We start from the raw sequence: 25,127 nt of genomic DNA, 5'->3' as shown, positions 1-25,127 counted from the left end.
CGGGGTCAGCCGACGACGGCCGCCGCGACGGCGACGGCGGGCACCGACAGCACGGTGGTGGCGAAGACGGCGTCGCGCGCCAGCACCGTGGAGCGGTCGTAGCGCACGGCGATGACGAAGATGTTCTGCGCGGCGGGCAGCGCCGCGAGCACGGTGACGGCGAGCAGCGGGGCTCCCTCCATGCCGAGCGCGAAGCGGCCGAGCGTGTACGCCACGACGGGCTGGACCACGAGCTTCAGCGTCACGATCAGTGCGAGCACCGGTGCGCTGCCACCGCTGCCCGGGCGGGGTCCGAGCCGCAGCGAGACGCCGTAGGCGATCAGCATGGCGGGCACCGCCATGGCCCCGACGAGGCCGAGCGGCTCGTCGACGAGCCGCGGGAGCCGCACGTCGCTGAGCGAGAGGGTGAGCCCGAGCAGGGAGCCGACGGTCAGGGGCGTGCGCAGCGGTCGGGTGACGAAGCGGTGCCACGGCACCCGGTGCTCCGCGACGGCGACGTCGAGCACCGCGAGGGCGATCGGCTGCAGCACCAGCATCTGCAGCAGCAGGGTCGGCGCGACGAGCGCGGCGTCGCCGAGCACGTAGGCCGCGATCGGCAGGCCGAGGTTGCCGGCGTTGACGTACGCCGAGCAGAGCGCACCGACGACCGTGTCGGCGAGATCCTGGCGCAGCACCAGCCGCGCCACTACGACGTAGAGCAGGACCACCGTGACCACGGCGCAGCCGGTGGCGACGAGGTTGCGCGACAGCACCGCCGAGACGTCGGCGTCCTGCAGCACCGTGATCATCAGGGCCGGGCTCGCGACGTAGAACGCGAGCCGCGACAGCACGACCTGGGCGCTGAGGTCGAAGACCCGCAGGTGCGCCAGCAGGGCACCGAGCGCGATCAGGGCGCCGATGGTGGTGAACCCCTCCAGGACGCCGCTCATCGCGCTCATCGTCGCAGAGCGCCACCACGCCCTCCCCCGCGCCCTCCTCCCGCGTTCTGTGGACTTCGTGACGGTCTCTGCGCGGAGAACCGTCGCCATCTCCACAGAACGCGGGGTGGCGCGTCCCGGGACGACGAGGGGCCCCGTCCAGGCGGACGGGGCCCCTCGCGACGCGTGGCGTCTACCTCTGGGTCAGCATCTGCAGCCGGTGGGCGTCCTGCACCGCCTGCATCTCGCGGCGCTGTCGGACGGTCTCCAGCAGGACCTGACGGTCGGTGTCGGACATCTCGTCCCAGGCGCGCTTGCGGCGGGCACGGGAGCGTTCGGGCTTCCTGGCCATCGCGTTCACCCCCTCTCCGGATGTCAAGGTGACGTCGTGTCCGTCTCGGTCGCCCCGGGTCGGGGTCGTGGCGATCTGGGTGGTCGTCGGGGTGTCTGCGGGCAAGGTGTCGATGTCGTCGTGCTGGTTCATTGCGCGCCTCCTCTCTGTGAGTCGGGTGGGTGGGATCGAGGACAGGGTGGGATCGAAGGGACGGGAGTCGTGGGCGGACACGAGAAGAGCCGCTCAGGACACGGGGTCCGGAGCGGCTCGGGGGCCGGGCAGCTGGTGCCGGCTAACGAGGGACTGCTCCGAGGACGTGGGGGCCGAAGGACGCGACGGCGGACGCGCGATCGAAGGCGATCGGGGTCGTGGTCTGGGTCATGCGGCTCACCTCCTCGGGCGGTCGGGTGAGAGCAACGTAGCGCACCGCGACGCCGGGGCGCCACCCCCGCGTCGGCGCGTCGAGGAGACCGGCACGGACGACCGGCTCACGGACCGACGTCGAGCGCCTCGTCGATCTCGTCGCGGGTGGCGCCGCAGACGTACAGCAGGTCGGCGGCGATCGAGCGGACCTGGGCGGTGATGGCGGCCGTGTTGAGGGTCATCGTGGCGGGCAGGGCCTCGACCGCGATGCGGACCGCGGCGACGATCCGCTCGCGCGCACCGGCGAAGTCGTCGAGCGTCGAGAGGTCGTCGGCGACGAGGTCGACCGCCTCGGCGAGCTCCTCGACCGACAGCCAGAGCGCGTCGGGGCCCGTCTCGCCGTGGCGCAGCATGGCGCTGGCGCGGCGGGCCAGCACGCGGGCGTCCCGGATGGCGTTGTCGAAGTCGCGCACCGCCCCGACGTAGAGGGCCAGGTGGTCGCGCTGGCGCCACCGCAGCGGCGACATGCGCGCGATCTCGCTGACGTTGGCGGCGGTCGCGTCGAGCGACTCGATGCTGCTCTGCAGGCCGCGCGCCCGCGTGAGCGCGTCGTCGGCGACCGTCGAGTCCGACTCGCGCAGCGCCCGGCCGGTGCCGCGGAGGACCGACGCGAGCTGCCGCAGGAGCCGCTGCACCTCGGCGTCGATGTCGCGCACGGGGTTGCGCGGGATCAGCAGCACCATGGCCATGCCGCACAGGCCTCCGACGAGCGCGTCGAGGAACCGGGTCAGGGCGGGGTTGCCCGCACCCGGCACGGGCACGACGGCGGCCAGCAGGACGGCCGAGCTGGCCGCCTGGGTGAGCGCGAGCCCGCGGATGCCGGTGAGGGTGGCTGCGGCGACGGTCAGGAGCACGACGAGGGCCATCTGCGCCGGACCGCGTCCGATGGTGAGGATGATCAGCTCGCCCACCAGCACGCCCAGCGCGACACCGACGACGACCTCGAAGAGAGTGCGTCCCCGCAGTCCACCGCCGGCGGTGATGACGACGACCGCGGCGATGGGCGCGAAGAACGCCTGCTGGTGGCCGAACACCTGGGTGGCCACCAGGAAGGCGAGCGACGACGCAGCCCCGAGGCGCAGCATGAGCCGCCAGCGACGACGCAGCAGACGCAGGCGGTCGGCGAACGTCTCCTCGCTGCGCAGCAGCCGGATGCGGCGCAACGGCACCTCACGTCCGGTCCCGCTCATCCGTCCTCCGCTCCCTGGGCGCGGCCCGTGGCCGCCACCGTCCACCGCACCCTCACAGGTACAGGCCGGTCTGGCCCTCCTCGATGCGCTCGGAGGCGACGGCGTGCAGGTCGCGCTCGCGCAGCAGCACGAAGCTCTCGCCGCGCACCTCCACCTCGGCGCGCTCCTCGGGGTCGAAGAGGACGCGGTCGCCGACCTCGACGGCGCGCACGTGCGCACCCGTCGCCTCGACCTTGGCCCACGAGAGGCGCTTGCCCATGGCGGCGGTCGCCGGGATCAGGATGCCTCCGCCGGAGCGCCGCTCCCCTGCCTCGTCGTCGAGGGAGACGAGCAGCCGGTCGTGCAGCATCCGGATCGCGAGCTTGCCGCGCTCGGCCATGGTCAGCCCAGCACCTTGCGCAGGACGACGACGGCGGCCACCGTGCCCACGACGCCGAGGACGACCGGCACGACGTTCTCGTAGCGCAGGCTGCCGTCGGGCGCGACGAAGCGGCCCTTCACGTCCTCGAGGGTCCGGCGGGCGATGTTCTTGGGGTTCGTCCGGTCGACCAGGGCGTCGACGGTGTGGGCCAGGCGCTCGCGGATCTGCTCGATCTCGTCGACCAGCTCGTCGCTCTGTGACGTCACAAGGTGCCTCTCGTCGGGTCGGACTGACCTTGCAAGGATAGGACCCATGACGACGCGACTGCAGCCCGGTGACACCGCACCCGACTTCACCCTCCCGGACGACACCGGCGCGGAGGTGACGCTCTCGGACCTGCGCGGCCAGAAGGTGATCGTGTACTTCTACCCCGCGGCCATGACGCCCGGCTGCACGAAGCAGGCGTGCGACTTCTCCGACTCGATCGACCGGCTGCAGGCCGAGGGCTACACGGTGCTCGGCATCAGCCCGGACAAGCCGGAGAAGCTGCAGAAGTTCCGTGAGCGCGACGGCCTCACCATCACGCTGCTCTCCGACGCCGACAAGGCGGTCATGACGGCGTGGGGCGCGTTCGGGGAGAAGAAGCTGTACGGCAAGGTCGTCGAGGGCGTCATCCGCTCGACGGTCGTCGTCGGCGAGGACGGCACGGTCGAGCTGGCGCAGTACAACGTGAAGGCGACGGGGCACGTGGCGAAGCTGCGCCGCGACCTGGGCCTCGACGCCGCCTGACCCGCACCCGCCCGCCCGCCACACCGCCGAGCTGCTGATTTCCATCAGTCCATGGGAGTCAGCAGCTCACCACGGTTGTGCCCCGCTCACCTGCGGAAGCATCCGCAGGTGAGCGACGGGCAACCATGGTGAGTGCGGGACGCGCCGCCCACTAGACTCGGGCCGCACCCGCCGGTGTGGTGGAACTGGTAGACACGCAGGATTTAGGTTCCTGTGCCCCTGGGCGTGCAGGTTCGAGTCCTGTCACCGGCACCGGGGCACTCACGTGGGCGACACACCCGGCCGGAGCGCGTCGTGCGGCGAGCCACCGGACGGGCACACTGTGCGCATGGTCCTCGTCATCGGTGAGTCCCTCGTCGACATCGTCGAACGGTCCGACGGCTCCCGGTCCGAGCACCCTGGCGGCAGTCCCGCGAACGTCGCGGTCGGGCTCGGTCGGCTGGGCGTCACCCCGGTGCTGGCCACGAGCCTGGCCACAGACGACCTCGGCGCGCTGGTGCGGATGCACCTCGCCGAGTCCGGCGTGCGCCTCATGCCAGGCCTCAAGCAGCTCGAGCGCACCTCCACGGCCGTGGCGACGCTCGCCGACGACGGCAGCGCGACCTACGAGTTCGACATCGTCTGGGACCCGGGTCGGATCTGGGCCGAGGAGGTGCCCGACATCATCCACACGGGGTCGATCGCCGCCTTCCTCGACCCGGGCGCCGACGAGGTGGAGGACGCCCTGCGCCGCCTCGCCCCGATGTGCACGGTGACCTTCGACCCCAACGTGCGGCCGAGCCTGCTGCCCAGCCGGGCGGAGGCGCTCGACCGGATGGAGTCGCTGCTGCCGCTGTGCGACGTCGTGAAGGTCAGCGACGAGGACCTCGCCTGGCTCGAGCCGCACAGCGACCCGGCCGACACGGCGCGCAGCTGGCTGGCCGCCGGACCCGCCGCCGTCGTGATGACGATGGGCCCGCGAGGCGCCCGCACGTACACGCACCGCGGCTCGATCGCCTCGCGCGCCCTGGCCGATCACGTCGTCGACACCGTCGGCGCCGGAGACGCCTTCATGTCGGGCCTCATCGCAGCGCTGAAGGACGACGGGCTCGACGGCGTCGTCGGCAGCACGCGCCTGCACGCGGCCGACCTGTCGCTGTGGCGCGAGGTCACCGACCTGGCGTCACGCTGCTCGGCGTTCGTGGTGGCCCGGGCGGGCGCCCAGCCGCCGTGGGAGCACGAGCTCTGAGCCCGCCTGCCCCGACGCCGTCAGGGCAGCAGCCGCGGCAGCCCCGCGGAGATCTTCTGGGTCAGCACCTTCGCGACCACGCCCGCCACGCCGGGGACCGGCGCGTCGAAGTGGATGGTGTAGTCGAGCAGCGTGCCGCCGTCCGCGGTCGGCGTGAGCACCTGGATGCCGCGGTGGCCCCGGAGCGGGCTGCCCTGCGTGATCTCGTACTCGATGCGCTCGTCGGGCTCGGACACGACCACGGTCTCGACGAACGCGGGCAGCGGGCCGATCTTCAGCGTCCGCGCCGACCCGACGCCGTTGCGCGACGTCTCGCCGTCACGCAGGCGCGTGATGCGCGCGCCGAACAGCCGGCCGAGGTTCTCGTGCTCGCCGAGCGCGGCGAACACGTCGGCGGGTGCGGAGCGGAACGTGTGGGTCACGTGGACCCTGGGCTGGCCGAGGGGGTGCGGTCCGGGCATGCCCGACATCCTAGAGTGACGGCGTCATGTTCCGTGTCCTGTTCCACGAGCCGCGCATCCCGGGCAACACCGGGAACACGATCCGGCTCGCCGCCGCCACCGGGGCGGAGCTGCACCTCGTCGAGCCGCTCGGCTTCGACCTCTCGGAGCCGAAGCTGCGACGCGCGGGCCTGGACTACCACGACCTCGCCACGCTGCACGTGCACGCCGACCTCGAGGCGGCGCTGACCGCGCTCGGCGACGCGCGGGTCTTCGCCTTCACCACCGGAGCCACCCGCGCCTACACCGACGTCGCGTACGAGCCCGGCGACGTCCTGCTGTTCGGCGCCGAGCCGACCGGTCTGCCCGACGCCGTGCAGCAGCACCCCCGTGTGACCGACCGGCTGCGCCTGCCGATGCTGCCCGCCCGACGCTCGATGAACCTCGCGAACTGCGCCGCCATCGTCGTCTACGAGGCCTGGCGCCAGCACGGCTTCGCCGGCGGTCACTGAGCCGTCCGTCACTCCGTCCCCTGACTCGACGTGGGCGACGTAGGCTGGGGACGACGAGCGACGACGGGAGGACAGAGCGAGACGATGGCACGACGTACCCTCCACCGACACGTCCTTGTCAGCGCCCTCGTGCTCGGTCTGCTCGCCAGCCTCGCGATCACCCTGGGTCACCAGGGTGCGGTCGGCAGCGAGCCCACGGTCGCCGACCAGCAGGCCGTCCTCGGCGAGCCCGTCGCCGCGCGCAACCCGTTCCCCCGCGGCATCGTCGTCGTCGGTGACTCCATCACGGCCCGCTACGACGACGAGCCCGGCAGCCGGCACCAGGGCTGGTGGAGCTTCGTGGCCCGGCACTACGACACGCCCGTGCGCACGTACGCGCAGTCCGGCTCGGGCTACCTGCGACCGGGCATGGGCTGCACCGGCGACACCTTCGTCCAGCGCCGCGCCGCGTTCCGTGGTTCGGCGCCGTCGGTGTTCATCGTCGAGGGTGGCCGCAACGACTGGGCGTCGTGCTCGGAGGGACGTCTGGTCCCCTCCTCCGACGCGGCCGTGCAGCAGGCCGTCACGCGCTACCTGCGCCTCGTCAAGCGCCAGATGCCCGAGAGCACCCGGATCCTGGTGCTGGGTCCCCCGTGGGGCCCGACCGAGCCGTGGCAGCAGCGTCGCGTGACGTCGATCGTGCACGCCGCCGCGCTCCGCGAGGGTCTGGAGTACGTGCCCACGCGGGGTGCGCTCGACCGGCACGGTCGCACGATCGACGGCGTCCACCCCACGCTGTCCGGCAGCCTCGCCCTGGCCGACGTGGTCGTCGGCGCCCTCGACCAGCCCGCTCCCGGGTCGACCGGGCTCACCCCGGTCGAGCGGGAGTCGACGGCCCGGGCGGCGACCGACACCACGCCCTAGCCGCCCAGGGCGCTAGCCGCCCAGGGCTCGGGCCACCAGCGGCGCGACCTGCGTCAGGGCGCGACCGCGGTGGCTGATGGCGTCCTTCTCCGACGGCGCGAGCTCCGCCGTCGACACGTCGTACCCGTCGGCCGCGAACAGCGGGTCGTAGCCGAAGCCGCCCTCGCCCTGCTCGGCCGCGAGGATGCGGCCCGGCATCTCGCCGCGGACGACGTGCTCCTGCCCGTCGGGCGCGCAGAACGCCACCACGGCCACGAAGGTCGCCGTGCGACGCTCCGGAGGGACGTCGGACAGCTGGCTCAGCAGCAGCCGGTTGTTGGCCCTGTCACCGCCTTCACTGCGCGGCACCCCCGACCAGCGCGCCGACAGCACACCGGGCATGCCGTTCAGCGCGTCGACGCACAGTCCCGAGTCGTCGGCCAGCGACGGCAGTCCCGTGGCCTCCAGGCACGCCCGCGCCTTGATCAGCGCGTTGCCCTCGAACGTCGGCTCCGTCTCGGCCGGCTCGGGGTAGTCGGCGACGTCGGACAGCCCGAGCACCTGCACGTCCGGCACGAGCGGCGCGAGGATGCGCTGCAGCTCCGCGAGCTTCTTGGCGTTGTTCGACGCCAGCACGACGGCGCGGGTCACGCCTGCAGGGCTTCCTGCTGCAGACGCGTCAGGTCGGCGCAGCCCTTCTCGGCCAGCGCGAGCAGCGCGTCGAGCTCGGAGCGGACGAAGGGGGCGCCCTCCGCGGTGCCCTGGATCTCGATGAACGAGCCCTCCCCCGTCATGACGACGTTCATGTCCGTCTCGGCGCGGACGTCCTCGACGTAGGGCAGGTCGAGCATCGGGGTGCCGTCGATGATGCCGACGCTGACCGCGGCGATCGACTGCACGAGCGGCTCGCCCGCGAGCGCACCCTTCTCGCGCAGGTGGGCGACCGCGTCGGCGAGGGCCACGTAGGCGCCCGTGATGGCGGCCGTCCGCGTGCCGCCGTCAGCCTGCAGCACGTCGCAGTCGATGGTGATCGTGTTCTCGCCCAGGGCCTTGTAGTCGACCGCGGCACGCAACGACCGCCCGACGAGGCGCGAGATCTCGTGCGTGCGCCCGCCGATGCGACCCTTGACCGACTCGCGCTGCGAACGGTCGTGGGTGGCCTGCGGCAGCATCGCGTACTCGGCCGTGACCCAGCCGAGGCCGGAGCCCTTGCGCCAGCGCGGCACGCCCTCGGTGGCCGACGCGGCGCACAGCACCTTCGTCCGGCCGAACTCCACCAGGCAGGACCCCTGGGCGTGGTCGAGCCAGTGACGGGTGATCGTGATCGGACGCAGCTCGTCGACGGCGCGGCCGTCCTCGCGGGTGGTCATGGTCGCGACCCTACCGACGTCCGTCAGACGTCGTAGACCTGCCCGGCCTCCACGAGCACGAACTCTCCGGCGAACGTCGAGCGCGTGTCGGCGGCGACCTCGTCGCGGTCGGTCCAGGCGGGCACGTGGGTGACGAGCAGACGCCCGACGCCCGCGCGCGTGGCGTAGTCGCCGGCCTCGGCCCCGGTCAGGTGCAGGTTCGGCGGGTTCGTCCCCGACTCCACGAACGACGCCTCGCACAGGAAGAGGTCGGCGCCCAGCGCGACGTCGTCGAGGGCCTCCGTGGGCGCGGTGTCGCCGGAGTAGGCGAGCACGGAGCCGCCGGCCTCGAGCCGCATGCCGTACGCCTCGACGGGGTGGTCCATGAGGCGTGGCGTGACCGTGAACGGCCCCACCTGCACGGTCTCGCCGTCGACCCACGTGCGGAAGTCGAACTGGTCGGCCATCTGCAGTCCCTCGGTGCGCCCGTAGCTGCTCGCGAGGAACGGACCGGCGCCCTGGGGCGCGTAGACGGGGATCGTCGGCAGGGTGCCTTGCGGGTGGTACTTGCTCACCACGTAGAAGCCCGAGAGGTCGAAGCAGTGGTCGGCGTGCAGGTGCGACAGCAGCACCGCGTCGACGTCGCGCAGGTCGAGGTGGCGCTGCAGCGGGCCCAGGGCGCCGCTGCCGAGGTCGAGCAGCAGCCTGAAGCCCTCGTGCTCGACGAGGTAGCAGCTGGAGGCGGACTCGGGCCCCGGGTAGGAGCCCGCGCAGCCGACGATGGTGAGCCTCACGCGACCACCTGCGCGAACTGGCCGACCGAGCCGACCTCGGGACCGAGGAAGCGTCGGCCCAGCACGCCGAACTCGTCAGGCCGGCCGGTGGTGAGGAAGCGGTGCTCGGGCGCACCCGCGGCGGGGTCGCGGAGCAGGTCGTCCTGGACCAGGCGGGCGTACACGTCCTTCGCCGTCTCCTCCGCACTCGAGACCAAGGTGACCTCCTCGCCCATCGCCAGGGCGATCGCCCCGGTCAGGAGAGGGTAGTGCGTGCAGCCGAGCACGAGCGTGTCGACACCCGCCTCGCGCAGCGGGGCGAGGTACTCCTCCGCGGCGGCGGTGACCTCGGGACCGCTCGTGACGCCGCGTTCCACGAGGTCGACGAAGTCGGGGCACGCCTGCGTGAGGAGCTCGATGCCGGGGTTCGCGGCGAAGGCGTCGTCGTAGGCACGGGACGCCGCGGTCGCGCGGGTGCAGATGACCCCGACCTTCCCGTTGCGGGTGGCGCGCGCCGCGCGACGAGTGGCCGGCACGATCACCTCGACCACGGGCACGTCGTAGCGCTCGCGGGCGTCGCGCAGGACGGCGGCGCTCGCGGAGTTGCAGGCGATGACCAGCATCTTCACGCCGTGCGCGACGAGGTGGTCGAGGCACTCGAGCGCGAACTCGCGGACCGCGGGGATGGGCTGCGGGCCGTACGGCTGACGGGCGGTGTCGCCGAGGTACAGCACGGCCTCGTGGGGCAGCTGGTCGATCACCGCTCGAGCGACCGTCAGGCCGCCGAAGCCTGAGTCGAAGATCCCGATCGGTGCGTCCGCCACGAGGCGCAAGCCTACGGACCGTCCGGCGACACGGCCAGTCCCGGGACCGTCATGATCATCACCCCGGGTGCAGGACGCGCTCGAGGAAGCGCTGCGTGCGCTCGTGCTGGGGCGCGTCGACGACGTCGCGCGCGGGTCCGCGCTCGACGACGTGCCCACCGTCGACGAAGACGACGGTGTCGGCCACGTCGGCCGCGAACCGGATCTCGTGCGTGACGACCACCATCGTCCACCCCTGCGAGGCGAGGTCGCGCACGACGGCGAGCACCTCGCCGACGAGCTCGGGGTCGAGCGCCGACGTCGGCTCGTCGAGCAGCACCACGCGGGGTCGCAGCGCCAGCGCGCGGGCGATGCCGACGCGCTGCTGCTGGCCGCCCGAGAGCTGCGACGGGTAGGCGTCCTCGCGTCCGGCCAGACCCACCTGCTCGAGCAGCGCGCGGGCGCGTGCGGCAGCCTCGTCCGGGTCCTCGCCCTGCACCTGCACGGGCCCCTCGACGAGGTTGCCGAGCACGGTGCGGTGCGGGAAGAGCTCGTGGGACTGGAAGACCATGCCGCTCTGCGCGCGCAGCCGCTCGCAAGCGCGACGTCCCTCCTTGCCGCGCGGCAGCGACCCGAAGTCGACCGACACGTCGCCGATGGACACGGTGCCGGCGTCGGGCACGGTGAGCGCGTTGAGGGAGCGCAGCAGCGTCGTCTTGCCCGAGCCGGAGGGCCCGATGATCGCTGTGGTGGTGCCCTCGGGCACGTCGAGGTCGACACCGTCGAGCACGACGTTGTCGCCGAAGGTCTTGCGCAGGCCGCTGGCCTGCAGGAGCGACGACGTGGTCATGGCGTCACGTACCTGTTCAGTCGGGTCTCGAGGCGTCCCTGCGCCACCGAGAGCACGGTGCAGACGATCCAGTAGTACAGGCCGCCGAGCAGGTACAGCGGCAGGTAGTCGAACGACGCGGACGCCTGCTGGTTGAGGACGCGCGTGACGTCGGTGAGGAGCACGACCGACACGAGCGAGGTGTCCTTGACCAGCGAGATCAGCGTGTTCGACAGCGGCGGCACGGCGATCCGCGCAGCCTGCGGAAGGACGACCCTGCGCAGGGCGAGACGGCCCGACATGCCGATGGTCGCGGCGGCCTCGTGCTGCCCGCGCGGCACGGCCAGCAGCGCGCCCCGGACCGTCTCGGCGCCGTAGCCGGCCACGTTGACGCTGAGGGCCAGCACCGCGGCCGGGAAGGACGGGAGGTCCAGCCCGAGCTGCGGCAGGCCGTAGAAGACCACGAAGAGCTGGAGCAGCAGCGGCGTGCCGCGGACCGCGGAGATGAAGAAGCGGGCCGGCCAGGCGAGCCACCGGGAGGACGACGCCCGGGCCAGGGCGATGAGCACAGCCGCCGCGAGGCCGATCGCGAAGCTGATCGCGGTGAGCGGGATGGTGATCTTCACCAGGGCGACGAACGCCGGCCACGCGGCCTCGCGGACGCTCGTCAGCCACGACGCCTCGTCGCGACCGCCGACCTGCGCCTCTCCCCCGTCCTCGACGGAGACGTCGGCGCCGAAGTAGTCCTCGCTGATCCGCTGCAGGGTGCCGTCGGCGCGCAGCGCGTCGAGCGCGCGGTCGGCCTCGCGCACCAGGTCGGCGTCGTCCTGGCGGAACGCGAGCGACTGGCGGCTGACCTCGTCGCCCGCGTCGCCGACGATCTCGACCTGGTCGTTGCCCGACGTGGCGAGGTAGTCGAGGACGGCGATGTTGTCGTTGACGATCGCGTCGACCCGGCCGCGGGCGACCAGGTCGGCCGCCTGGGAGAACTGCTCGACGTTCTCGACCTTCGCACCGGCGTCCTTGGCCACCTGCGACCAGTTGCTCGTGGCCGACTGCGCCGTGGTGAGGCCCTTCAGGTCGGCCAACGTGCGGATGTCGGAGCCCTTGCGCGCGACGATGACGCCGCGCGAGTAGGCGTACGGCTCGGAGAACGCGTACCGCGCCTCGCGCTCGGGGTTGATGGTGATCTGGTTGGCGATCACGTCGATGCGGCCGGCGTCGAGCGAGCCGAAGAGGGCGTCGAACTGGGACTGCACGAACCGCAGCCGCCAGCCGGCCTCCTTCGCCACGGCCTTCATGACGTCGACGTCGTAGCCCGTGAGCCGGCCGTCCTCGTTGAACGAGAAGGGCGGGTAGGTGCCCTCGGTGCCGACCACGACCTCGCGGCCGGCGCCGTCCCCGTCGGCTGCCTGCGCCGGCGCCACCAGGAGCAGCGGCGACAGCACGGCCAGCACGAGGCCGCCCAGCAGCCCCAGCACACGTCGGCTCACGCCGGACCCCCTTCGTCGTCGCTCGACCCTAGTCCGGCTGACCGACGTCGGCACCCCGGTCCCACGACACGGACCCCTCCCCAGACGGTGACGTCTCCACCGCATCGGGGTCGGCGGTGGGTTCGCCATCGTCCCAGCGCCCACACGGTGGAGAACTCACCGCCGAGACGGACGTCGCAGCTTGCGGTGGAGAAGTCACCGCTGGCGGGAGGGGGCGTCAGAGGGGCAGCTTGGGCTGCGGCGGGGCGTGGGTGGGGTCGACGCCGTCGAAGAGGCTGCTCACCGACTCGCCGGCGTGGATGCGGGCGATGGCCCGCGCGAACAACGGCGCGACGGACCGCACGCGCAGGGCGGGCCAGTCGGCCGGCGGCGGGACGGTGTCGGTGGTGACGACCTCGGCGATGCCCGGGTGGTCGCGCAGCCGCTCCACGGCCTTGCCGGTGAACAGCCCGTGGGTGCACGCCACGGAGATCTCCGTGACGCCCTGGCGCTCCAGCATCGAGACGAGCTCGACGATGGAGCCCCCGGTGGCGATCTCGTCGTCGAGCACGATGGCCCGCTTGCCGGCGACGTCGCCGACGATCGCGTCGATGACGACCTTGTCGTCGGCCTTGCGCTGCTTGCTGCCGGCCGCGACCGGCAGGCCGAGGAGCCGCGCGAACTGCGACGCGGTCTTCGCGTTGCCGAAGTCGGGCGAGACGACGACGGCGTTCGACAGGTCGGAGTCGCGGTAGTGGTCGGCGAGCTCGCCGATGGCGGTCAGGTGGTCGAGCGGCATCGAGAAGAAGCCGTGCACCTGCGGTGCGTGCAGGGTCATGGTGACCACGCGGTTCACGCCGGCGGTGGCCATCATGTCGGCCACGAGCTTGCCGCCGATCGAGATGCGCGACGCATCCTTCTTGTCCGAGCGCGCGTACGCGTAGTGCGGTACGACGACGGTGATGGACGCGGCCGACGCACCGCGCGCGGCGTCGACCATGAGCAGCAGCTCCATGAGGTGGTCCTGCGTCGGCGGCACCAGCGGCTGCACGATGTACACGTCACGTTGGCGACAGTTGGCGAGCAGCTGCGACTGCAGGCAGTCGTTGCTGAACCGCACGGTCTCCGACGGCGAGAGGCTCGTGCCGAGCTCGCTGCAGATGGCCTCGGCCAGGGCTCGGTGGGCGCTTCCGGAGAAGACCACGATGTCGCGCACACGGTGAGGCTAGCGGAGGTGGCGCCGCCCCGGAACCGCGAACGGCGAGGTCAGGCCCACAGCTGGCCGTCGAGCGCGTCCTCGGCGTCATCGAGGGTGCCCTCGTAGGCGCCGGTGGACAGGTACTTCCAGCCGCCGTCGCAGACGATGAAGACGATGTCGGCGCGCTCGCCGGCCTTCTGGCTCTTCGCCGCCTGGGCGAGCGCCGCGTGCAGGATGGCGCCGGTGGAGATGCCCGCGAAGATGCCCTCGTGCTCGATCAGCTCGCGCACGCGCCGCACGGCGTCGCGCGGGCCGACGCTGAACCGCGCGTCGATGAGGTCGGCGTCGTACAGCTCGGGCACGAAGCCCTCGTCGAGGTTGCGCAGGCCGTAGACGAGCTCGCCGTAGCGCGGCTCGGCGGCGACGATCCGCACGTCGGGCTTGGCCTCGCGGAAGAAGCGACCCGTGCCCATGAGCGTGCCGGTGGTGCCCAGACCGGCGACGAAGTGCGTCACCTCGGGCAGGTCGGCCAGGATCTCAGGCCCGGTGCCGCGGTAGTGCGCCTCGGCGTTGGCGGGGTTGCCGTACTGGTAGAGCATCACCCAGTCGGGGTGCTCCTCGGCGAGCCCCTTCGCGACCCGCACGGCCTCGTTGGAGCCGCCCGCGGCGGGCGAGGGGATGATCTCGGCGCCCCACATCCGCAGGAGCTGGCGACGCTCCTCGGACGTGTTCTCCGGCATGACGCAGATCATCCGGTAGCCGCGCATCTTGGCGACCATCGCCATGGAGATGCCGGTGTTGCCGCTGGTCGGCTCCAGGATCGTGCAGCCGGGCGTCAGCCAACCGTCGGCCTCGGCCGCCTCGATCATGGCGAGCGCGGCGCGGTCCTTGATGGAGCCGGTGGGGTTCTGGTCCTCCAGCTTCGCCCACAGCCGGACCTCCGGCGACGGCGACAGCGACGGCAGCCCGACGAGGGGCGTGCCGCCGACGGAGTCGACGAGCGAGTCGAAGCGGGTCACTGTGCTCGATCTGCCGCCCAGGGCCCGGCACCCCTGCCGGGTGCACCGCCGGCGACGGCGGGCAGGATCACGACGGTGTCGCCGTCGGAGACAGCGGTCTCGAGCCCGCCGGTGAAGCGGATGTCCTCGTCGTTGACGTAGACGTTCACGAAGCGGCGGACGCTGCCGTCCTCGACCAGCCGCTCCTTGATGCCGGTGTGGGCGGCCTCGAGGTTCTCGACGAGCTCGGCGACGGTGGCGCCCTCGCTCTGCACGGCGCGCTCGCCGTCGGTGTAGGTGCGCAGGATGGTCGGGATCCGTACCTCGATGGCCATCGGTGTCGTCGCTCTCTTCCGGGGTTCGGGGGGTGGTGTGCTCAGGTGTCGTAACGCTCGACGACGGTGACTTCTTCCTCGGTCACCTCGCCGTCGACGATCCGGTAGGACCGGAAGTCGACGGCGGTGCCCTCGACCTCGCCGCCGTCGCGGGTCGAGACGAGCACGTAGTGGGCGTTCGGCTCCGACGCGAGGTTCACGTCGGTGCGCGACGGGTAGGCCTCGGTGGCGGTGTGGGAGTGGTAGATGACGACGGGCTCCTCGTCGCGGTCGTCCATGTCGCGGTAGAGCCGCAGCAGGTCGCCGGAGTCGAACTCGTAGAAGGTGGGCGACATCGCGGCGTTGACCATGGGCACGTGCCGCGCGGGGCGGTCGGAGCCGATCGGACCGGCGACGACACCGCACGCCTCGTCCGGGTGGTCGCGGCGCGCGTGGGCGATGATCGCGTCACGGGTCGCGCGGTCGATGGTCAGCACGGCGGCGAGTCTAGCGAGGTGCGACGTCGCCGCCGGGTGACGTCTGGGTCGCGAGACGGTCGGGCGTGGCGACCGACCCGCTACGCTTTTGGTATGCCAAAGACCCGCCGCGAGGGTGCGCTCGACGCCGACCGCGCCGCCGACGTGCTCCGCGACCTCATCGTGGCCGGCGACCTCGTGCCGGGTCAACGTCTCGTCGAGCGCCGGCTCGCCGACTGGATCGGCGTCTCGCGCGTCCCGGTGCGCCAGGCGTTGCACCAGCTGGTCGTCGAGGGGTTCGCCACGGAGCGGGCCACCGGGGGCGTGGCGGTGAGCGACCTCTCCCCCGACCAGGTGAGCGAGCTGCTGGAGGTGGCGCACGCCCTCGACGCCGTGGCCGTGCGGCGCCTGCTCGCCGCCGGCACCGACCTGTCGTCGCTGCGCACGCTGCTGATGCGCGCCGGGTCGGCGATCGACGGCGGACGCGAGGCCGACGCCGTGCGGCTCAACGCCGAGTTCCACCTGCGCCTGCTCGACCTCGCGCCAGCACCGACCGTGCGCCGCACCGCCCGACCGCTGCGCCGCGTCCTCGGCTGGGCGTTGCAGCAGCACGCGGACCCCGCACCCGTGCACGCGGAGCACGTCGCGCTCGTCGACGCGATCGAGCAGGGCGACGCCGACCGCGTGGAGGCGGTCCTGGCGCAGCACGTCCGCACGAGCCGCGCGGCGCTCGCGGAGCGGACGTGAGGGCGCGCGGAGCGGTCGCCGTGCTCGCGACGCTCGTCGTCACCTCCTGCTCCGCGCCTGCGGATCCCGCTCCCAACCCCGGCGCCGGACGCCCGACCAGCCCCGAGGAGACCGCTGTGACCCGCACCCCGCCCTCCCCGTCCGCGTCGGCCTCGCCGCGCCCCAGCCTCGACGCCGCCGCGCAGCAGCGGGTCGACCGTCGCCTGCTCGCCGCGGCGGGCGACGGCGACGCGCGGGGTGCTGCCCGCGCCCTGCGCGACGGAGCCGACGTCGAGGCACGCGACGCGCGACGCCGCACCCCGCTGCTGCTCGCCGCGGCGGCGGACCACGTCGAGGTCGCAGAGCTGCTGCTGCACGTCGGTGCCGACCCCGACGCGGTGGACGACCGCTCCGACACGCCGTGGCTGGTCACGGGGGTCACCGGCAGCGTCGCGATGGGGCGCCTGCTGCTCGACGCGGGCGCCGACCTGACCCTGCGCAACCGCTTCGGGGGTCTCTCGCCGATCCCCGCGAGCGAGCGCGGGCACGTCGCGTACGTCCGCTGGGTGACCACGACCGACGTCGACCTCGACCACGTGAACGACCTCGGCTGGACCGCACTCCTGGAGGCCGTGGTGCTCGGCGACGGCGGCCGCCGCCACCGGGCCGTCGTCCAGGCGCTGCTCGACGCGGGCGCCGACCCGATGATCCGCGACCGGCAGGGACGCACCGCGCTCGAGCTCGCCGAGGCCCGCGGGCTGACCGCCATGGCAGCGGTCCTGCGTCGCGGCTGAGGGGTCCGGAACACGTTCCGGGTTCGGGCGACACGAGCCGCCCGCGCGGTCTAGCGTGCCGGGCATGCCGCACCGACCGGTCCCGTTGCCGCTCCTGCTGACGTTGCTGCTGCCGCTGGCGGCCTGCTCAGGCGGTGACACGACAGCCGATATCGAGCAGATGGTCCGGTACGACCTCTGGGAGCGTCTGGGGCCACGAGGCACGGAGGTCTCGGGCATCGACGCCTCGTGCGAGCCCCTTCCGTCCTGGGTCGGCGTCGGCGACACCATGGACTGCGACGCTCGTGTCCACCGACGCGGCGGGTACGAGTCCGACGTCCCGGTCCGCGTCGAGTTCCGGGTCGACGGCGTGTTCTCGGTGCCGTTGGTCGACGTCGGCTGAGCGCCTCGTCGCGCTGCTCAGTCGAGTGCGCCGACCAGGGTCTCCTGCACGTAGCCGAGCCAGTCGTAGACGTCGACCATCGTGCTCACGGCGGGGTCGTCGCTCTCGGAGAGCGCGAGCTGGTCGTCCTCGGAGTCGATGCCGAGGCGGACGGCGATGGAGAGCCGGATGTCGGTCAGGCTGCGCAGCCACGCCTGCACGTCGGCGGGGTCGAGCTCGACCTCCACGACGGTGTCCATCTCCCCCTCGTCGTCGAGGCCACCGGCCTCGAGCGACGCGATGAGACGCTCGGCGTTCTCGACCTTGGCGCTCGTGAGCGAGCGCTCGGTGAAGCGGCGGAACTCGGCCGACTCCTCCTCGTCGTCGCCGTAGGCGTCGGGCAGGAGCCGGCGCAGCACCGGGTCCTCCGGCGGCAGCGACGGGCCACCCATGCCGAGCTGGAGGGCGAGCGGGTCGGGGTCGGACTCGCTGGCACCGTTGCGGTCGCGCAGCAGCTCGACCACCTGTCCGGCCAGGTTGGCCAGCACGTGTGCCTCGTCGGGCTCGAACACGGCCACGACCCCGCCGCGTCGGCGGCGCTTGAAGGGACGCATCAGACGGAGTCCGACTTCTGCAGGGTCGCCCACAGGCCGTACTCGTGCATGGCCTGCACGTGCCGTTCCATCTGCTCGCGGCTCCCACTCGACACGACCGCCCGCCCCTCGTGGTGCACCGCCAGCATCAGCTCGGTCGCCTTCTCCTCGGTGTAGCCGAAGTAGGTACGGAACACGTACGCCACGTACGACATCAGGTTCACGGGGTCGTTCCAGACGATCGTGACCCACGGGTCCTGGAGCGCGAGGCCGAGCTCGGACGCGGGCTCGTCGAGCTCTACCGGGGCCGGGGTGGTCACGCGTCCCATTGTGTCCCAGGCTCGACGCGGACCGAAACGCGCCCGCGTGGGGGTGCCGCGTCCGACGGCGGCCCTACGCTGGCGAGGTGACCACGGCACTCCTCACCGACCACTACGAGCTCACGATGCTGCAGGCGGCCCTCGCCGACGGCACGGCGCACCGGCACTCCGTGTTCGAGCTGTTCGCGCGCCGGCTGCCGACCGGCCGGCGCTACGGCGTCGTGGCGGGCACCGGGCGCCTGCTCGACGCCCTCGAGGACTTCCGCTTCGACCCCGACACCGTCGCCTGGCTGCGCGAGCGGGGCGTCGTCGACGACACGACGTGCGACTGGCTCGCCGACTACCGGTTCACCGGCGACGTGTGGGGCTACCCCGAGGGCGAGCTCTACTTCCCGGCGTCGCCGGTGCTCGTCGTCGAGGGGACCTTCGCCGAGGCGGTCGTCCTGGAGACGCTGTTCCTGTCGGTGCTCAACCACGACTCCGCCATCGCGTCGGCTGCTGCCCGCATGGTCGGCGCGGCCGACGGACGGCCCTGCATCGAGATGGGCTCGCGCCGCACCCACGAGCGCGCCGCTGTCGCCGCCGCACGCGCCGCCTACGTGGCCGGCTTCGCCACGACGTCCAACCTCGAGGCCGGGCGCACGCACGGGATCCCGACGGCGGGCACCAGCGCCCACTCGTTCACGCTGCTGCACGACACCGAGCGCGACGCGTTCACGGCGCAGGTGGCATCGCTCGGGACCGGCACCACGCTGCTCGTCGACACCTACGACATCGAGGAGGCGGTCCGCACGGGGATCGACGTCGCCGGACCAGGGCTCGGCGCCATCCGGATCGACTCCGGCGACCTGCCGTCCCTGGCGCGGCGGGTGCGCGAGCAGCTCGACGGCCTCGGCGCCACGGCGACGCGCATCGTCGTCACCAGCGACCTCGACGAGCACGCCATCGCCGGGCTCGCCGCCGCACCGGTCGACGGCTACGGCGTGGGCACGTCGCTCGTCACCGGGTCCGGCGCCCCCACGTCGGGGTTCGTCTACAAGCTGGTCGCGCGCGCCGACGACGGCGACGCCCTCGTCCCGGTGGCCAAGAAGAGTGCCGACAAGGCCAGCGTCGGCGGCCGCAAGTGGGCCCTGCGACGGCGCTCGGCGACGGGCACGGCGCAGGCCGAGGTGGTCGGCATCGGCGCACCGCCGCACGACGACGGCGACGACCGCTCGCTGCTCGTGCCGTTCGTCGAGGGCGGCACGCGGGTGCACCACGACACGCTCGACGACGCGCGCGCACGCCATGCCGCGGCGATCGCCGAGCTGCCCGCCGCCGCGCACAAGCTCTCCGCCGGTGAGCCCGTGCTCGAGACGATCTTCGAGCGCTGAACCGACCCCACCCCCACCCGTCGGGAGGATCCATGACCACGACCCACGACCCGTCCACCGCGCTCGTCGTCGTCGACGTGCAGAACGACTTCTGCGAGGGCGGCTCGCTCGCCGTCGCCGGAGGCGCCGACCTCGCCCACCGGGTGGCGACGCTGCTCGCGTCCGGCGCCTACACGACCGTCGTCGCCACGCGCGACCACCACGTCGACCCCGGACCGCACTTCTCCAGCACCCCCGACTACGTCGACTCCTGGCCGCCGCACTGCGTCGTCGGCACGCCGGGGGCGGAGCTGCACGAGCCGCTGCGTGACGACCAGTTCGACGCGGTCTTCCTCAAGGGCGAGTACGAGGCGGCCTACTCCGGCTTCGAGGGCCTGACCTCCGACGGGGTGTCGATGGCGGCGTGGCTGCACGAGCGCGGCGTCACGACGCTCGACGTCGTCGGCATCGCCACCGACCACTGCGTGCGGGCCACCGCGCTCGACGGCGCCCGCGAGGGCTTCGCGGTGCGGGTGATCGAGGGGATGACCGCCGCGGTCGACCCCTCGGGGCTGCCTGCGCTGCGCGAGGAGCTGCGCGCGGCGCAGGTCGAGGTCAGGGAGCGCTGACCGCGGACGCCGTGGGCGTCTGCGTGGGCTGGTCCGGGGCCGGCGGGAGCACGAACAGCAGCGCCCCGAGGGCGATCACCGGGATCGAGGCGAGCAGGTCGCGACGGGTGAGCGTGTGCTTCATGGCGCCAGCGTGACCCCGGCAGCGCAACGGCACCGGTCGCCGACGTGAACGTCAGGTGACCGGTGCCGGACGAGCGGCTTAGAGCAGCTCCTTGGCCAGCAGCTCGAGCGTCTCCTCGCGTGCAGGAGAGCGTCGGGGGTCCGCCCCGCGACGGGCCGACCCCACCGGGTGCAGCATGACCTCGTCGACCTCGAAGTGCTCCGCGAGCTCACGCACCTGCCGGGCAGCGGTCTCCGGGTCGCCCAGCACCGGCCGCGTCGTGCCGGCGTCGACCATGGCCTGCTGCTGCGGTGCGAGCACCGCCTCCTGCGCGTCCTCGACGAGGTCGATCGCGGTGAGCGGCTGGCCGGTGCGCAGACGCGCCATGTTCTGCAGGTTCGGCAGCGCCATGGCCAGCGCCTCCTCGGTCGTCGGGGCCACCGAGGCGTTCACCGTGAGGAACGTCGTCGGGCGGTCCAGCAGGTCCGACGGGCGGAAGTGCGAGCGGTAGTGGGCCAGCGCCTCCTCGGTGCCCTGACCCGAGAAGTGGTGCGCGAACACGTACGGCAGCCCCTTGGCCGCGGCCAGCTGCGCGGAGTACATCGACGAGCCCAGCAGCCACAGCCGGGCTGACGACGTCGCGGCCGGCGTCGCCTTCAGCACGTACTGCTGCTGCGGGATCGGCACCCGCACACCGCGACCGTCCATGAGGGCCACGACGTCGTCGAGGTACTGGGGGAAGTTCTCGACGTCGGTGTCGTCGCGGCCGGCAGCACCGCGCAGCGCCCACGACGTGACGGGGTCGGAGCCGGGCGCGCGCCCGATGCCGAGGTCGATCCGGCCCGGGAACGCGGCCTCCAGGAGGGCGAACTGCTCGGCGACGGCGAGCGGCGCGTGGTTCGGGAGCATGACGCCGCCCGAGCCCAGACGGATCCGCTCCGTCGCGCCGGCCAGCACGCCGATCATCACGGGCGGGCTCGACGCCGCGACGGCCGGCATGTTGTGGTGCTCCGCGACCCAGTAGCGCTCGAAGCCCAGCCGGTCGGCGGTCTGGGCGAGCGAGACGGCGGCCGCGACGGCGTCCGCGGTCGACTGGTCGGTGCGGACGGGGACGAGGTCGAGGACGGACAGGCGCATACGGGGGTCAACACCGGCGGGCGACGAACCCTTCCCCGCAGCCGGTGCTGAGGGGGTTGCCGGTCCTGGCGGCGCCGGCCCGTCCGGGCCTCCCCCGGGACGGGGCCCGGACGGACCCCGACGAAGGGTGACGTCACCCCTCCAACCGTCCGGCCGGGTCGAAGGTCACGGCCCCGGTGCGGCGAACCCTAGGCGGTCGAGGCGGTGACGTCGTCGGACCGGCTGCCGGAGGGGAAGGTCCCGAGGCGCTCGACCATGAACCCGCCCGGGTAGCTGCGGATGCGGTGCGAGCGCCGAGGGTCGTACGGACGCCGGCGCGGCGGGAGGAGGCGGACCACCCGGCTGCGGGCACGGATGGCGCGGCGCGCCGCCCGCTGCACCCAGCGCGGGGGCGCCGGGTAGTCGAACGCCCGACGCAGGTGGTCGTCCAGCAGCGCGATCGCGAACGTGCGCATCGCCGGGCGCAGCGGCCGCGGGTAGAACGTCGTGAAGAGGTCGAGCGTGGCGTCGGCGACCGCCCGCGACCCCGGGTCGAACGCGAAGTGCGCCGCCTCGTAGCGGTCCATGTGCCGCTCGAACCCGGCGTAGTCGTCGGGGATCCCGCGGATGCCCATGAGCCGCCCGAGCCGTCGGTAGTACTCGACCGCCGCCCGCAGCTCGGTCTCGGTCAGCCGGCGCCATCCCAGCTCGTCGATCCACCGCACCGGCGCCACCACGAAGGTGCACAGGACGTAGAGCATGTCGTCGTTGGAGATGTCGTAGCTGCCATGCATCTGGTTCATGCGCCGGATCGCGGCGCGGCCGTCGGGGTTCTCCATGCCGTCGTCGAGCACGGTCTCGAGCACGATGACGGTGTCGTCGTGCCGCTTCTGCGTGCTGCCCGTGAACTCGTCGGTCCGGTGCAGGAGGCTGCCGATCGACGGCACCGCGTAGGTGCGGAAGAGGGCGAAGCTGAGTGCCTGCTGGAGGTCCCACGGGAACTCGTGGTGCCCGGTGATGCGCGAGATCTCCTCGTAGTCGACGGCCGGGTCGAGGGTCTCGACGTGCCGCACCCAGTGGTCGCGCGGCAGGAGTCCGGGGACGCCCATCACGCGGTCACCTCCTGTGCCGCCTGGGCCCGCAGCTCGCGCTTGAGGATCTTGCCCGCGCCCGACATCGGCAGTGCGTCGACGAGGGTGAACGAGCGGGGCACCTTGTAGCCCGCGATCAGGCCACGGGCGTGGGTCTGCAGCTCGTCGGGGTCCGGGGCCGTGCCCGGCGCTGCGACGACGTAGGCGTGCACCTTCTCGCCGTAGCGCTCGTCGGGCAGGCCGATGACCGCCACCTGCGCCACCGACGGGTGCTTGCTGAGCGCGCTCTCGACCTCGGCCGAGTACACGTTCTCCCCGCCCGTGACGATCATGTCCTTGATCCGGTCGACGACGTAGACGAACCCGTCCTCGTCGACGTAGCCGCCGTCGCCCGTGTGCATCCAGCCGCCACGCAGGGCCGCCCGCGTCTCCTCCGGCTTGTTCCAGTAGCCCTGCATGACGTGTCCCCCGCGCACGCAGATCTCCCCCACCGTGCCGGTCGGGACCGGCCGGTCGTCGGCGTCGAGGATCCGTACCTCCGAGTGCAGCGCGGCGCGACCACCCGACGAGAGTCGACGGCCCTCGTGCTCGTCGGGCAGCAGCAGGGTGGCGACCGGTGACAGCTCGGTCATGCCGTAGGCCTGCGTGAGACGTACGCCGGGCAGGGTGGCGAGCGTGCGCTCGAGGACGCCGGTGGAGATGACCGAGCCGCCGTAGAGCAGACGCTGCAGCGACGAGAGGTCGTGGTCGCCGACGGCGGGGTGGTCGACGAGGATCTGGATCATCGTCGGCACGAGGAGCATGTCGGTGACGCCGTGCCGCTCGATCGCGTCGAGCACGGCGGTCGGCTCGAAGAACGGCACCGTCACGTGGGTGCCGCCCTGCAGCACCTGCGACGTCCACGCGGCGAGGTCGGCCAGGTGGAACATCGGTGCCGCGTGCAGCAGGACCGAGCCGCGCCGCACGAGCTCGCCGGAGGCCATCGCGCCCATGGCCGACGTGACGAGGTTGGCATGGGAGAGCATGACGCCCTTCGGGAAGCCGGTCGTGCCGCCCGTGTAGAAGATGCCGGCGAGGTCGTCGCCCGAGCGACGCGCGTCGTCGACGGGCTCGTGCGCGGCGAGCAGCTCCTCGTACGACAGCAGGCCCCCGGGGAGCACGCCGTCGCCGCAGTGGACGACCGCCACGAGCGACTCGACCTGATCGGTGAGCGTCGGCACGAGCGGCGCGAACGCGTCGTCGACGAGCAGCACGGTGGTGCCGGAGTCGCGCAGGGAGTAGACGATCTCGGCGGGGCTCCAGCGGATGTTGACGGGGTTCACGACCGCGCCGGCCCACGGGACCGCCAGCAGGTACTCGGCGTAGCGGTCGCTGTTGAGCGACAGGATCGCCACGCGGTCGCCCTCGCGGACCCCGAGATCGTGCAGCGCGGCGGCGAGCCGGGCGACGCGGTCGGCGTGCTCGCGGAAGGTGCGGCGGCGGTCGCCGCAGACGGTGGCGACGGCGTCGGGGCTGGTCTGGACGGCGCGGTGGAGGCCTTGGGTGAGCTGCACATCGACTCCTCGGGACGCGATAGGGCGTGCGCCAGGTCACTCTTGTTGGCGCTCCGCCAACAATGGCACTCCGGCGTGACGCCGTCAACGGCCACGTGATGGTGGGGCTGCGCGGCGGCGCGGGGTCGTGGCAGGCTTCGGCGGGTGACGACGAGCCCCGACGGCCCCCGCTTCCAGCGCCTCGACGCGGACCGCCGCCGCGCCGAGATCCTCGCGGCCGCCACCGCGGCGTTCGCGGCCCGCCCCTACCCCGCCGTCTCCCTCGCCGACGTCGCGCAGGACGCCGGCGTCGCGCGCGGACTCATCAACCACTACTTCGGCACGAAGCGCGACCTGTACCTCGAGGTCGTCCGCGAGGCGTCGACCGTGCCGTCGGTGGCCGTCGAGGAGCTGCCGGACGGGACGGTCGAGGAGCGCATCGACGCCGCCGTCGCCTGGTACCTCGATGCGCTGCAGGAGTCGGGCACGACGTGGATCGCGGCCGCCGACCCGTTCGTCATGGGCCGCGACCCCGAGCTCGAGGCGATCCTGACCGAGGCCGAGAACACCACCGTCGACCGCGTGCTCGACGCCGTCCACCTCGGCGACGACCCCGCGCACCGCGACCTGCTCCGCGCCCTCGTGCGCACCTACGGCCACCTCGCCCGGTCCGCCGCCCGCGAGTGGCTCCTGCACGACGTCCTCACCCGCCCACAGGTCCACACCCTCCTGCGCCGCACCCTGCTCGCGATCGTCGACGACGTCGTGCCGGAGGTGTTGCGAGGCTGATGGCTTCCGCTCTACTCGCCCTGCGGGTGCGTCGGAGTGGGTTCTCGCTCGGCCTGCGGCTGCGTCGGTGCGGCTTCTCGTCGACCTGGGGCTGCGTCGGTGCGGCTTCTCGTCGACCTGCGGCCGCGTCGGCGTGACTTTTCGCTCGAGTGGGGCTGCGCCGGCGCGGCTTCTCGTGAACCTGCGCTCCGCAAGGGCCTCGACCGAGCGGCTGGGCGGGCGGCGGCTCGGGTTCTCGGGCTGTCGCTCTCGTTCAACGCAAGATTCTGCGTTCGCGCTGGCCATCGGTGGATCTGCAACCTTCTGAGCGATCTACAGGTGGTAGATCCACCGCTGAGAGCGCCAGACATGGCAGCAGGTGCACCCACGATTCTTCCTTCACGCGTTCGAGGTCGAACGCTTCTGCGTCGGTGACGGGATCCCGTAGCAAACG

General features: G+C 72.7%; 32 protein-coding genes and 1 tRNA gene. 11 read left to right on the top strand and 22 right to left on the bottom strand.

Going from position 1 to position 25,127, the window contains the following annotated elements:
• Positions 1–5 precede the first annotated feature (5 nt).
• The 5 genes from Aeryth_RS05625 to Aeryth_RS05605 form a co-directional block, all read right to left on the bottom strand.
• The gene (locus Aeryth_RS05625; RefSeq protein ID WP_067855750.1) at positions 6–929 is read right to left on the bottom strand and encodes an AEC family transporter; all 924 of its coding nucleotides are present in this window, start codon (positions 927–929) and stop codon (positions 6–8) included.
• A gap of 181 nt (positions 930–1,110) precedes the next feature.
• On the bottom strand, positions 1,111–1,269 hold the full coding sequence (locus Aeryth_RS17870) for a hypothetical protein (protein ID WP_158509183.1): 159 nt from the start codon (positions 1,267–1,269) through the stop codon (positions 1,111–1,113).
• A 470-nt stretch (positions 1,270–1,739) separates the two neighbouring features.
• Complete coding sequence (locus tag Aeryth_RS05615; RefSeq protein ID WP_067855744.1) at positions 1,740–2,864, bottom strand: FUSC family protein; 1,125 nt, start codon at positions 2,862–2,864, stop codon at positions 1,740–1,742.
• A 52-nt stretch (positions 2,865–2,916) separates the two neighbouring features.
• Entirely contained in the window at positions 2,917–3,243 is a 327-nt protein-coding gene (locus Aeryth_RS05610) for a GroES family chaperonin (RefSeq protein WP_067855740.1), read from the bottom strand.
• A 2-nt stretch (positions 3,244–3,245) separates the two neighbouring features.
• On the bottom strand, positions 3,246–3,491 hold the full coding sequence (locus Aeryth_RS05605; RefSeq protein ID WP_067855738.1) for a DUF3618 domain-containing protein: 246 nt from the start codon (positions 3,489–3,491) through the stop codon (positions 3,246–3,248).
• Between the two features lie 46 nt (positions 3,492–3,537).
• Here Aeryth_RS05605 and bcp point away from each other — a divergent pair, with 46 nt between their 5' ends.
• The 3 genes from bcp to Aeryth_RS05590 all read left to right on the top strand — a co-directional run bounded on the left by bcp (position 3,538) and on the right by Aeryth_RS05590 (position 5,242).
• Complete coding sequence (bcp, locus tag Aeryth_RS05600; protein WP_067855735.1) at positions 3,538–4,014, top strand: thioredoxin-dependent thiol peroxidase; 477 nt, start codon at positions 3,538–3,540, stop codon at positions 4,012–4,014.
• 170 nt (positions 4,015–4,184) lie between these two features.
• Positions 4,185–4,266 (top strand) — tRNA-Leu (locus Aeryth_RS05595).
• A 76-nt stretch (positions 4,267–4,342) separates the two neighbouring features.
• Complete coding sequence (locus Aeryth_RS05590; protein ID WP_067855732.1) at positions 4,343–5,242, top strand: carbohydrate kinase family protein; 900 nt, start codon at positions 4,343–4,345, stop codon at positions 5,240–5,242.
• Between the two features lie 20 nt (positions 5,243–5,262).
• On the opposite strand, the gene Aeryth_RS05585 is transcribed toward Aeryth_RS05590, so the two are convergent.
• A complete protein-coding gene (locus Aeryth_RS05585; RefSeq protein WP_067861393.1) occupies positions 5,263–5,703 on the bottom strand; it encodes an SRPBCC family protein in 441 nt (146 codons plus the stop codon).
• 26 nt (positions 5,704–5,729) lie between these two features.
• On the opposite strand from Aeryth_RS05585, the gene Aeryth_RS05580 reads away from it, so the two are divergent.
• Both Aeryth_RS05580 and Aeryth_RS05575 read left to right on the top strand, forming a co-directional pair.
• Positions 5,730–6,194 (top strand): tRNA (cytidine(34)-2'-O)-methyltransferase, encoded by a 465-nt coding sequence (locus Aeryth_RS05580; RefSeq protein ID WP_067855729.1) that lies wholly within the window; start codon positions 5,730–5,732, stop codon positions 6,192–6,194.
• An 84-nt stretch (positions 6,195–6,278) separates the two neighbouring features.
• Positions 6,279–7,097, top strand: a complete 819-nt coding sequence (locus tag Aeryth_RS05575; protein ID WP_067855726.1) for an SGNH/GDSL hydrolase family protein — start codon at positions 6,279–6,281, stop codon at positions 7,095–7,097.
• 12 nt (positions 7,098–7,109) lie between these two features.
• Here Aeryth_RS05575 and rdgB read toward each other — a convergent pair whose 3' ends face one another.
• From rdgB to Aeryth_RS05520, 10 genes are all read right to left on the bottom strand, one after another.
• Positions 7,110–7,727, bottom strand: coding sequence for an RdgB/HAM1 family non-canonical purine NTP pyrophosphatase (gene rdgB, locus Aeryth_RS05570; RefSeq protein ID WP_067855724.1), 618 nt, complete (start codon positions 7,725–7,727; stop codon positions 7,110–7,112).
• Complete coding sequence (gene rph / locus Aeryth_RS05565) at positions 7,724–8,446, bottom strand: ribonuclease PH (protein ID WP_067855721.1); 723 nt, start codon at positions 8,444–8,446, stop codon at positions 7,724–7,726. Before rph ends, rdgB begins: the two co-directional genes overlap by 4 nt.
• A 23-nt stretch (positions 8,447–8,469) precedes the next feature.
• Complete coding sequence (locus Aeryth_RS05560) at positions 8,470–9,219, bottom strand: MBL fold metallo-hydrolase (RefSeq protein WP_067855718.1); 750 nt, start codon at positions 9,217–9,219, stop codon at positions 8,470–8,472.
• Positions 9,216–10,022 carry a glutamate racemase gene (gene murI / locus Aeryth_RS05555; protein WP_067855715.1) on the bottom strand — a complete coding sequence of 269 codons (807 nt, stop codon included), beginning with the start codon at positions 10,020–10,022 and terminating at the stop codon, positions 9,216–9,218. Before murI ends, Aeryth_RS05560 begins: the two co-directional genes overlap by 4 nt.
• A gap of 58 nt (positions 10,023–10,080) precedes the next feature.
• Complete coding sequence (locus Aeryth_RS05550) at positions 10,081–10,851, bottom strand: amino acid ABC transporter ATP-binding protein (protein ID WP_067855712.1); 771 nt, start codon at positions 10,849–10,851, stop codon at positions 10,081–10,083.
• On the bottom strand, positions 10,848–12,323 hold the full coding sequence (locus Aeryth_RS17320) for an ABC transporter substrate-binding protein/permease (RefSeq protein WP_236749827.1): 1,476 nt from the start codon (positions 12,321–12,323) through the stop codon (positions 10,848–10,850). The genes Aeryth_RS05550 and Aeryth_RS17320 overlap by 4 nt, the downstream gene beginning before the upstream one ends.
• A gap of 217 nt (positions 12,324–12,540) precedes the next feature.
• Positions 12,541–13,518, bottom strand: a complete 978-nt coding sequence (locus tag Aeryth_RS05535) for a ribose-phosphate diphosphokinase (protein ID WP_067855709.1) — start codon at positions 13,516–13,518, stop codon at positions 12,541–12,543.
• A 50-nt stretch (positions 13,519–13,568) separates the two neighbouring features.
• Positions 13,569–14,519 carry a PLP-dependent cysteine synthase family protein gene (locus Aeryth_RS05530; protein ID WP_067855706.1) on the bottom strand — a complete coding sequence of 317 codons (951 nt, stop codon included), beginning with the start codon at positions 14,517–14,519 and terminating at the stop codon, positions 13,569–13,571.
• The gene (locus Aeryth_RS05525; RefSeq protein WP_067855703.1) at positions 14,516–14,833 is read right to left on the bottom strand and encodes a MoaD/ThiS family protein; all 318 of its coding nucleotides are present in this window, start codon (positions 14,831–14,833) and stop codon (positions 14,516–14,518) included. The genes Aeryth_RS05530 and Aeryth_RS05525 overlap by 4 nt, the downstream gene beginning before the upstream one ends.
• Before the next feature lie 41 nt (positions 14,834–14,874).
• On the bottom strand, positions 14,875–15,309 hold the full coding sequence (locus tag Aeryth_RS05520) for a M67 family metallopeptidase (RefSeq protein ID WP_067855700.1): 435 nt from the start codon (positions 15,307–15,309) through the stop codon (positions 14,875–14,877).
• A 93-nt stretch (positions 15,310–15,402) separates the two neighbouring features.
• Here Aeryth_RS05520 and Aeryth_RS05515 point away from each other — a divergent pair, with 93 nt between their 5' ends.
• The 3 genes from Aeryth_RS05515 (at position 15,403) to Aeryth_RS05505 (ending at position 17,190) form a co-directional block, all read left to right on the top strand.
• The gene (locus tag Aeryth_RS05515) at positions 15,403–16,035 is read left to right on the top strand and encodes a GntR family transcriptional regulator (RefSeq protein WP_067855697.1); all 633 of its coding nucleotides are present in this window, start codon (positions 15,403–15,405) and stop codon (positions 16,033–16,035) included.
• Entirely contained in the window at positions 16,032–16,808 is a 777-nt protein-coding gene (locus tag Aeryth_RS05510; RefSeq protein WP_144433686.1) for an ankyrin repeat domain-containing protein, read from the top strand. Before Aeryth_RS05515 ends, Aeryth_RS05510 begins: the two co-directional genes overlap by 4 nt.
• A 64-nt stretch (positions 16,809–16,872) precedes the next feature.
• Positions 16,873–17,190: a hypothetical protein gene (locus Aeryth_RS05505; protein WP_067855694.1), complete on the top strand. Its 318-nt coding sequence runs from the start codon at positions 16,873–16,875 to the stop codon at positions 17,188–17,190.
• A 17-nt stretch (positions 17,191–17,207) separates the two neighbouring features.
• On the opposite strand, the gene Aeryth_RS05500 is transcribed toward Aeryth_RS05505, so the two are convergent.
• Entirely contained in the window at positions 17,208–17,783 is a 576-nt protein-coding gene (locus Aeryth_RS05500) for a DUF2017 domain-containing protein (RefSeq protein ID WP_067855691.1), read from the bottom strand.
• A complete protein-coding gene (gene clpS, locus Aeryth_RS05495; RefSeq protein ID WP_067855688.1) occupies positions 17,783–18,091 on the bottom strand; it encodes an ATP-dependent Clp protease adapter ClpS in 309 nt (102 codons plus the stop codon). Before clpS ends, Aeryth_RS05500 begins: the two co-directional genes overlap by 1 nt.
• A gap of 77 nt (positions 18,092–18,168) precedes the next feature.
• Here clpS and Aeryth_RS05490 point away from each other — a divergent pair, with 77 nt between their 5' ends.
• The gene (locus Aeryth_RS05490) at positions 18,169–19,455 is read left to right on the top strand and encodes a nicotinate phosphoribosyltransferase (protein ID WP_067855686.1); all 1,287 of its coding nucleotides are present in this window, start codon (positions 18,169–18,171) and stop codon (positions 19,453–19,455) included.
• A 32-nt stretch (positions 19,456–19,487) separates the two neighbouring features.
• Positions 19,488–20,063 carry an isochorismatase family protein gene (locus Aeryth_RS05485; protein ID WP_067855684.1) on the top strand — a complete coding sequence of 192 codons (576 nt, stop codon included), beginning with the start codon at positions 19,488–19,490 and terminating at the stop codon, positions 20,061–20,063.
• Here Aeryth_RS05485 and Aeryth_RS17865 read toward each other — a convergent pair.
• The 4 genes from Aeryth_RS17865 to Aeryth_RS05470 all read right to left on the bottom strand — a co-directional run bounded on the left by Aeryth_RS17865 (position 20,050) and on the right by Aeryth_RS05470 (position 23,926).
• Entirely contained in the window at positions 20,050–20,187 is a 138-nt protein-coding gene (locus Aeryth_RS17865) for a hypothetical protein (protein WP_158509182.1), read from the bottom strand. The two genes, Aeryth_RS05485 and Aeryth_RS17865, sit on opposite strands and share 14 nt — an antisense overlap.
• 78 nt (positions 20,188–20,265) lie before the next feature.
• The gene (locus Aeryth_RS05480; RefSeq protein WP_067855682.1) at positions 20,266–21,303 is read right to left on the bottom strand and encodes an LLM class flavin-dependent oxidoreductase; all 1,038 of its coding nucleotides are present in this window, start codon (positions 21,301–21,303) and stop codon (positions 20,266–20,268) included.
• Between the two features lie 188 nt (positions 21,304–21,491).
• Complete coding sequence (locus tag Aeryth_RS05475; protein WP_067855680.1) at positions 21,492–22,391, bottom strand: oxygenase MpaB family protein; 900 nt, start codon at positions 22,389–22,391, stop codon at positions 21,492–21,494.
• Entirely contained in the window at positions 22,391–23,926 is a 1,536-nt protein-coding gene (locus Aeryth_RS05470; RefSeq protein WP_067855677.1) for an acyl-CoA synthetase, read from the bottom strand. The genes Aeryth_RS05475 and Aeryth_RS05470 overlap by 1 nt, the downstream gene beginning before the upstream one ends.
• A 144-nt stretch (positions 23,927–24,070) precedes the next feature.
• Between Aeryth_RS05470 and Aeryth_RS05465 the strand changes: the two genes are divergently transcribed.
• A complete protein-coding gene (locus tag Aeryth_RS05465) occupies positions 24,071–24,694 on the top strand; it encodes a TetR/AcrR family transcriptional regulator (protein ID WP_067855675.1) in 624 nt (207 codons plus the stop codon).
• Positions 24,695–25,127 lie beyond the last annotated feature (433 nt).

It is taken from the genome of Aeromicrobium erythreum, assembly GCF_001509405.1.
GTDB lineage: Bacteria > Actinomycetota > Actinomycetes > Propionibacteriales > Nocardioidaceae > Aeromicrobium > Aeromicrobium erythreum.
This window is presented reverse-complemented; position numbering and strand designations above follow the sequence as displayed.

What these genes read in the sequence shown, in the direction of transcription:
- Aeryth_RS05625 (WP_067855750.1), bottom strand. Translation starts at nt 929, where the DNA reads ATGAGCGGCGTCCTGGAGGGGTTCACCACCATCGGCGCCCTGATCGCG.
- Aeryth_RS17870 (WP_158509183.1), bottom strand. Translation starts at nt 1,269, where the DNA reads ATGGCCAGGAAGCCCGAACGCTCCCGTGCCCGCCGCAAGCGCGCCTGG.
- Aeryth_RS05615 (WP_067855744.1), bottom strand. Translation starts at nt 2,864, where the DNA reads ATGAGCGGGACCGGACGTGAGGTGCCGTTGCGCCGCATCCGGCTGCTG.
- Aeryth_RS05610 (WP_067855740.1), bottom strand. Translation starts at nt 3,243, where the DNA reads ATGGCCGAGCGCGGCAAGCTCGCGATCCGGATGCTGCACGACCGGCTG.
- bcp (WP_067855735.1), top strand. Translation starts at nt 3,538, where the DNA reads ATGACGACGCGACTGCAGCCCGGTGACACCGCACCCGACTTCACCCTC.
- Aeryth_RS05590 (WP_067855732.1), top strand. Translation starts at nt 4,343, where the DNA reads ATGGTCCTCGTCATCGGTGAGTCCCTCGTCGACATCGTCGAACGGTCC.
- Aeryth_RS05585 (WP_067861393.1), bottom strand. Translation starts at nt 5,703, where the DNA reads ATGCCCGGACCGCACCCCCTCGGCCAGCCCAGGGTCCACGTGACCCAC.
- Aeryth_RS05580 (WP_067855729.1), top strand. Translation starts at nt 5,730, where the DNA reads ATGTTCCGTGTCCTGTTCCACGAGCCGCGCATCCCGGGCAACACCGGG.
- Aeryth_RS05575 (WP_067855726.1), top strand. Translation starts at nt 6,279, where the DNA reads ATGGCACGACGTACCCTCCACCGACACGTCCTTGTCAGCGCCCTCGTG.
- rph (WP_067855721.1), bottom strand. Translation starts at nt 8,446, where the DNA reads ATGACCACCCGCGAGGACGGCCGCGCCGTCGACGAGCTGCGTCCGATC.
- Aeryth_RS05550 (WP_067855712.1), bottom strand. Translation starts at nt 10,851, where the DNA reads ATGACCACGTCGTCGCTCCTGCAGGCCAGCGGCCTGCGCAAGACCTTC.
- Aeryth_RS05525 (WP_067855703.1), bottom strand. Translation starts at nt 14,833, where the DNA reads ATGGCCATCGAGGTACGGATCCCGACCATCCTGCGCACCTACACCGAC.
- Aeryth_RS05515 (WP_067855697.1), top strand. Translation starts at nt 15,403, where the DNA reads ATGCCAAAGACCCGCCGCGAGGGTGCGCTCGACGCCGACCGCGCCGCC.
- Aeryth_RS05505 (WP_067855694.1), top strand. Translation starts at nt 16,873, where the DNA reads ATGCCGCACCGACCGGTCCCGTTGCCGCTCCTGCTGACGTTGCTGCTG.
- Aeryth_RS05500 (WP_067855691.1), bottom strand. Translation starts at nt 17,783, where the DNA reads ATGCGTCCCTTCAAGCGCCGCCGACGCGGCGGGGTCGTGGCCGTGTTC.
- clpS (WP_067855688.1), bottom strand. Translation starts at nt 18,091, where the DNA reads ATGGGACGCGTGACCACCCCGGCCCCGGTAGAGCTCGACGAGCCCGCG.
- Aeryth_RS05485 (WP_067855684.1), top strand. Translation starts at nt 19,488, where the DNA reads ATGACCACGACCCACGACCCGTCCACCGCGCTCGTCGTCGTCGACGTG.
- Aeryth_RS17865 (WP_158509182.1), bottom strand. Translation starts at nt 20,187, where the DNA reads ATGAAGCACACGCTCACCCGTCGCGACCTGCTCGCCTCGATCCCGGTG.
- Aeryth_RS05480 (WP_067855682.1), bottom strand. Translation starts at nt 21,303, where the DNA reads ATGCGCCTGTCCGTCCTCGACCTCGTCCCCGTCCGCACCGACCAGTCG.
- Aeryth_RS05475 (WP_067855680.1), bottom strand. Translation starts at nt 22,391, where the DNA reads ATGGGCGTCCCCGGACTCCTGCCGCGCGACCACTGGGTGCGGCACGTC.